Source organism: Edaphobacter aggregans DSM 19364, assembly GCF_000745965.1.
Taxonomy (GTDB): Bacteria; Acidobacteriota; Terriglobia; order Terriglobales; family Acidobacteriaceae; genus Edaphobacter; species Edaphobacter aggregans.
In genome coordinates this window covers 1-5,796 of sequence record NZ_JQKI01000227.1, presented here as the reverse complement: position 1 = coordinate 5,796, position 5,796 = coordinate 1, and the positions used below count along the sequence as shown (strand labels likewise).

Genomic DNA, 5,796 nt, shown 5'->3' with positions numbered 1-5,796 from the left:
GAACTCCAGCAGCCGTTCGGCGAAAGGCAACAAATACATGCGCCGGGTGCTCAACCAGGCCGCTCATGCTGCCGCCCGGAGCAAAGGCACCCACTTTCAGGCAGTGTTCCGGCGTCTGCTGCCGCGTCTGGGTTATCAGTCCGCTGTCTGGGCTATCGCACACCGCCTATGCCGCTTGGTCTGGAAGATTCTTCATGAGGGAATCCGCTACATCGAACAGGGCATCGAATCCGAACCAAAGCTCCTTATCCATCGTGCCAAATACCTCGCGAAACAACTTCGTAAATTTGGCTACAACGTCCAGATCAACCCTGCCAACAGAGCTCCGGCATAGAACTCCCGGACCTACCCCTGGAGGAGGTGATTTTCGACGGTGATTTTCGACGGAGTTGCCGACCATCTGGGAGTTGAGCGGCTTAACGAATTCCAATGCGTTTGTCGTCACTCATTCGTTAGTGGTCGATATAGCAGCTTCGCCAGGAATGCATTCATTTCGCGCAGCACATCCACCTCGTTCGACAAGAAGATGTAGTGACTTGCATTAGGCAATTGGACTACATGTAGCGCTGTCGGCTATTCCTGGCGGAAGTTCTCTACCATCTTGATAACGCTCTGGGGATCGTTCTGAGCGTAGAAGAGGGTGCGCCCGTCTCGCGACGCGCTTAAGCTGGGCTGCCAATCGATAGGTTTTTTTTCAAGTGACAGGACTGGCGTAATCCTGCGGGTAGCGAAGCTATAGAACTCGATCGTAGGTCGTGGTTCGGCATCGACGTCCAGCAGGTAAAGTCCGTTCTCCGTCACGGCCCAGTGTCCCCAGTAGCTTACTTGCGGCTTGCCGGTCACCACAGGCGACTCGCTGCCTCCGCTTGCGGGCATGCTCCATATGCCAGGTTCGTCAAACTTGCTGTAGTAGATGGTTTGCCCGTCGTAGGACTCGAGAGGATCAAAGCCGCCATGCTCGGTCAGCCGTCTCTCGGACCCGTTCTCAACAGAATGCTTCCAGATCTGCCTGGTTCCAGTACGGTCCGACGCGAAGTAGATGGACTTGCCGTCGCGGGACCAACTCGGCACGTAGTTGTCGGAGTCACCATGCGTGATCGCATGAAGGTTCCTGCCCTCTGCATCAACGACGTAGATATGGGAGTAGCTATGAACGTGATTCTCTACATGGGTGTCGAAGGCGATCCATCGTCCATCGGGCGACCAGCGCGGAGTGCCCGAGCGGCCAATGGTCGTCAGTTGCACCGGATGATTGCCCTCAGAGCTGTTGAGCCAAATCTGGTTTGTGCCGGAACGTGCTGATTGCAGCGCAAGACGCGTCCCGTCCGGGGAGGGTTCGGCAGCGTCCTCCAGGAACTGTGAATAGATGAGCTTCCTGGTACGAAGTACTGGGCCGCCTGCGTTCGAAAGATCCGCCCGCCAGATTGCACTGGGAGTATACATAGCCACCTGGCTCTCCGCATAGACAAGCCTCCGCCCGTCCTGAGAGATCGAACCCACGCCCGGGTAAACCATCTCAGGTTCCACCGGGCCGCCTGCTACCGGCACCCTCCAGGGGTGCACCATGTTTCCTCGCAACGAGTAGAGGACGATGTATTTGCCGTCGGGTGTCCACATCGGGTTCCAGGAGTAAGTACCGGTTGAAACAAGGCGCCTCGGTGGGCCACCGGTAAGCGGCACGGCATAGAGCTCGCTATAGCCTGAGTCGGTCCAACGAGAAAATGCAACGGTTCGTCCGTCCGGGGAGAGCGCATCCTCGGCGTCAAAGTCTCCGGGAGATCCCGCGGCCAGACAGCGCTTCTCGCCGGTTGCGAAAGAGAAGAGCACAAGGCTGCGCGGACCACCCGGGGTGCACTGGTCGAGCATCACCATAGCTTTGCTGTCGGGAGTCCAGGTAGGCCGGCCCGCGACAGAGTCCCGGCAGGGCGAGTTCGTCAGTCGACGCTCGGGGCCGCCGAGTGCGGGGACGGTGTAGACTCCATCGCGGTCGCTATTGCAGCGGGTAAAGGCGATCTCCCGCCCATCCGGCGACCACTGGGGCGGGCCGGGAACACCGTCGCCCCGCTTGTGGTGTGTGATTTGTAGCGGCGTGTCGCCTCCTACCAACTGCACATAGATGTCGTAGTGTGTGCGCTCCACACCATCCCAAACGAACGCGATCTGACGCCCATCCGGTGAAAACGATGGAGATTGCGCGTCTCCGGGCGCACTCGTGAGAATCGAAGTACGCAGATTCGAGGACATCATGTTCGGTTCGCCTGAAGATGGCTGAGGCTGAAGGGCGGATCGAAGAGACGCAGATCGAATAAGCGCGGCGATTCCAATCGCAGACACGACTAACAGGATCAGAATGGCTACCTTCCTGGAGAACAGCCTTCGACGGTCTTGCTTCTCGTCAGGTGTAATAGTGCGGACTTCAACGCTCCCATTGCTCTGTTCCCGCGTGTTGGATACAGCCATCTCGGATATCGCAGTCAATCGAGACGAAGCGCCGTCATTCTGCGCATCCCCCGGTTGGGAGACGGGCGCGACAAAGCGATAACCCTTCTTCGGGATGGTTTCGATGGGCGCGACAAAGCGATAACCCTTCTTCGGGATGGTTTCGATGTAGAGAGGCTTGTCGGCCGAGTCGCCCAAGGCCTCGCGGAGCTTCATGACAGCAGAATTCAGGCTGTGGTCGAAATCGACGAAGGTGTCGGATGGCCAGAGATGCTGGCGCAATTGCTCGCGCGTGACCATCTGCCCCGCGTGCTCGAGCAGCAGGAGCAAAATGCGCGCCGGCTGTTCGCGCAGCTTGACGACCGTGCCATTGCGGCGCAGTTCTCCACTCAAGGCGTCCAGTTCGAAGACGCCGAAGCGCCAGGTCCGTGGCGTGTCGACCGGCATGCCCATTAGCGCGCTCCTCTGGGCTAAAAAACTTTACACCTTTCTAAATCGGCAGGCCAGCAGAACACTCGAACCAGCAATTTATTCGAAGGTTAAAGTCCTTTTGTTTCAAGGGCGGAGAGCGCAATGAGCAGATGATGACGGAATGATCTCCAGAGCATTGAGCGGATGGCCGCAGCGGCGCACATTGCGAATATCCCAAGCGGTAGTTGGAGCAGGACGAAGCCGCAGGATCATCGAGGAGGTTCGCCATGTTCCGTTCTATGACGATGTTGCATTCTGGTCATCGAAGGAACCCGTGTGTCCGCTTCCGGACGCAAGCCCTCACTCTCTGCATCGTTCTGTCCGTTTGCGAACACGTTTGCCCGCAGCGGTTCTCAACTACGACACAGAAGGACATCGCGCAAGAACGCCACATGATCGACCTGGCAGAACGCGAGCATCTCCCCGACGTAAAGATCGGCTATCTCTGGGCCCGGCTCGCCTCAGACTATGCGGCGCAAGCCGACTTCGGGCGCGCGGAAGACGCTTATTTCCGCTCGCTTCGTCTGCTCAGGAATGCACCCGAAGCGCAGAAAAACTATGCGACCTTGCTCGACAACCTAGGCGTTCTTTACCTCGCGTACAATCGCAGGGCCGAAGCCGAGCAATATCTGACGAGAGGTTTTGCCGCACGCAGAAAGCAAGACGATATCGCTGCGCTCGGAGTCAGTCAGTTACATCTCGCCGAACTCGCTCTCGACGGCCGCAAGTTCAAACGGGCTGAGAACATCGCAGCCGAGGCACAGGCAAACCTGACTGCAGCGGGCGACTCAGGCAGAGTCGGTCTCATCGGCACGCTAGTCACTCTAGCGTACGCGCGTTGCGAGCAACACAAATGCGCTGAAGGGCTGCGCGATGCCGAACATGCCATGGACCTCGCACGCCTCGTCTATCCAGCGGATTCTTTGCCCGCCGGTAAGGTGCTGATGGCGATCGGGTACGCCAGGTGGAAGACAGGCGATAGCGAGGAGGCCGAGCGAATGATGCTTCAGGGGGTGCACATCATCACAACCCAGAACGCTCCCGGAGCACCGCATTCACGCGATGCGTTGCTCGAGTATCGAGACTTCCTGAAGGCGATGCATCGTAGTCTCGACGTAAAGCGAATCGACGATCAGCTGGCTCAGGCGACGCCGCAACCATGCGCAAACTGCACGGTAAGCGCTAACAGCCTGTCCAATGCGCTGCGGTGATGAGTGATTTGGTGGCATACAGGCTCATCCCGCCTCCGACTCTCCACTGGCATTCAGAGAGGGACGGGATATCCGGAAGCGACCGCGATAAGGTGACGGTCACCCCCGAGTAACGGGCATCCATGTAAGTTGAGTAGGGCCTTCGGCCCGCGAAATTCTATGAAAATCGCTTAGGTTCCGAGTCATAATCCAGAACGGCTGGGAGTGGCGAGATCGAAAAGACAGTGGAGATGCTAAAGCCGAATGTAAGTTTGATCCGGAGCGTGCGTGATCGAGCGAATGAATGGTGCGTTGTCTCTCCCCTGTGGGAGCGGCGATAGCCCGAGACCCAGGTTAATGTAAGCCCGGCACGTTCTCCATTCCCGCCAGGAGGAAGCTTATGCCTTATAGGATGGCGGGAATCGATGTTCATAAAAAGAGGCTGGCCGTGGTTGTGGCTGACGTCGAAGTCGATGACGAATATCAATTTGAGCGACGCTGGTACGGCAGCAATCCTGAGCAGTTGCGGGTGCTGTCGGAATGGCTCATCGAGCGGCAGGTCGAGGAAGTGGTAATGGAATCGACCGCGCAGTACTGGAAGCCTGTTTGGGGAGCAGTGGAGCGATATTGGAAGCCGATGTGTCAGAGTCGGGAGGGTGCGGGCCGGATGTCGGGAACACTGCATCTGGCGCAAGCCTTGTCCAATCGCGGGCGGCGCGGGCGCAAGACAGATTTTCGAGACGGCGAACGTTTGGTGAAGCGGCTCGTATCGCAGGAGCTGGTCTTGAGCTTCGTGCCCGATGCCGAACAACGCCTGTGGCGAACACTCACCCGCACAAGGTATCAACGGACGCGTGACAAGGTTCGTCTGCAGAACCAACTGGAGGCACTGCTGGAAGAAGCCCATATCAAGTTGTCCAGTTTGGTTTCAGATCTGTTGGGCGCCAGTGCACGTCGTATGCTCAAGGCGCTAGCGGACGGAGAAACCGATCCCGCGGCTCTGGCCGCCTTGGCCGATCAGCGCTTGCGCGCCACGCCGGCACAGCTGCATGACGCGCTGGGTGCCTGCACGGAGCTCAACCCGGTCTATCGCCGGCTGGTAAAGTTGACGATCGAAGGCTTGCAATTCGTCGAGCAGCAGATCAGTCAATTGGAGCGGGAGATCGCGAGTCTGCTCCAGCGGCACCAGGATGCAGTCGAGAGGCTGGCGGTAGTCCCCGGGCTGGGAGTGGATTCGGCGCAACAGATTATCGCCGAAGTGGGTGCAAAAGCAGCGACCTTCCCCTCAGCCGAAAAGCTCTCCTCGTGGGTAGGGGCATGCCCGGGAAAGGAAGAGAGCGCGGGCGTGAACCGCAGCCGGCACTCGCCAAAGGGTAACCGCCAGATGCGCCGCATTCTCAATCAAGCTGCGAATGCTGCTGTCAAACGCAAGGGGAGCATCTTCGAGATCGTGTACCGTCGTCTAGTGCCGCGCCTGGGACATAACAAAACCATCGGCGTAGTTGCGCATCGTCTCTGTCACTTGATCTGGATAATTTTGCATAACGGCGTTCGTTATGAAGAACGCGGCCCTGCAGTGTCGAAACAGTCCCAACAACGCCATACGGCAAGAATGATCCGGAAACTCAGAATGCTTGGCTACCGAGTCGAACCTATATAGGAGGTCCGGCCTGACGAACGCGATTTTCGACCCAGT

At 58.2% G+C, this 5,796-nt stretch carries 3 protein-coding genes and 1 pseudogene; 3 read left to right on the top strand and 1 reads right to left on the bottom strand.

The features are described 5' to 3' along the window. Window positions 1-334: pseudogene (locus Q363_RS30135) on the top strand (hypothetical protein); the annotation flags it as partial. Between the two features lie 239 nt (window positions 335-573). On the opposite strand, the gene Q363_RS30130 reads toward Q363_RS30135, so the two are convergent. After that, window positions 574-2,892, bottom strand: a complete 2,319-nt coding sequence (locus Q363_RS30130) for a winged helix-turn-helix domain-containing protein (protein WP_035358111.1) — start codon at window positions 2,890-2,892, stop codon at window positions 574-576. Window positions 2,893-3,302: 410 nt separating this feature from the next. Here Q363_RS30130 and Q363_RS30125 point away from each other — a divergent pair, with 410 nt between their 5' ends. Continuing rightward, window positions 3,303-4,121: a tetratricopeptide repeat protein gene (locus tag Q363_RS30125; RefSeq protein ID WP_035358109.1), complete on the top strand. Its 819-nt coding sequence runs from the start codon at window positions 3,303-3,305 to the stop codon at window positions 4,119-4,121. A gap of 379 nt (window positions 4,122-4,500) precedes the next feature. After that, window positions 4,501-5,760: an IS110 family RNA-guided transposase gene (locus Q363_RS30120; RefSeq protein WP_084080921.1), complete on the top strand. Its 1,260-nt coding sequence runs from the start codon at window positions 4,501-4,503 to the stop codon at window positions 5,758-5,760. Window positions 5,761-5,796: the final 36 nt, after the last annotated feature.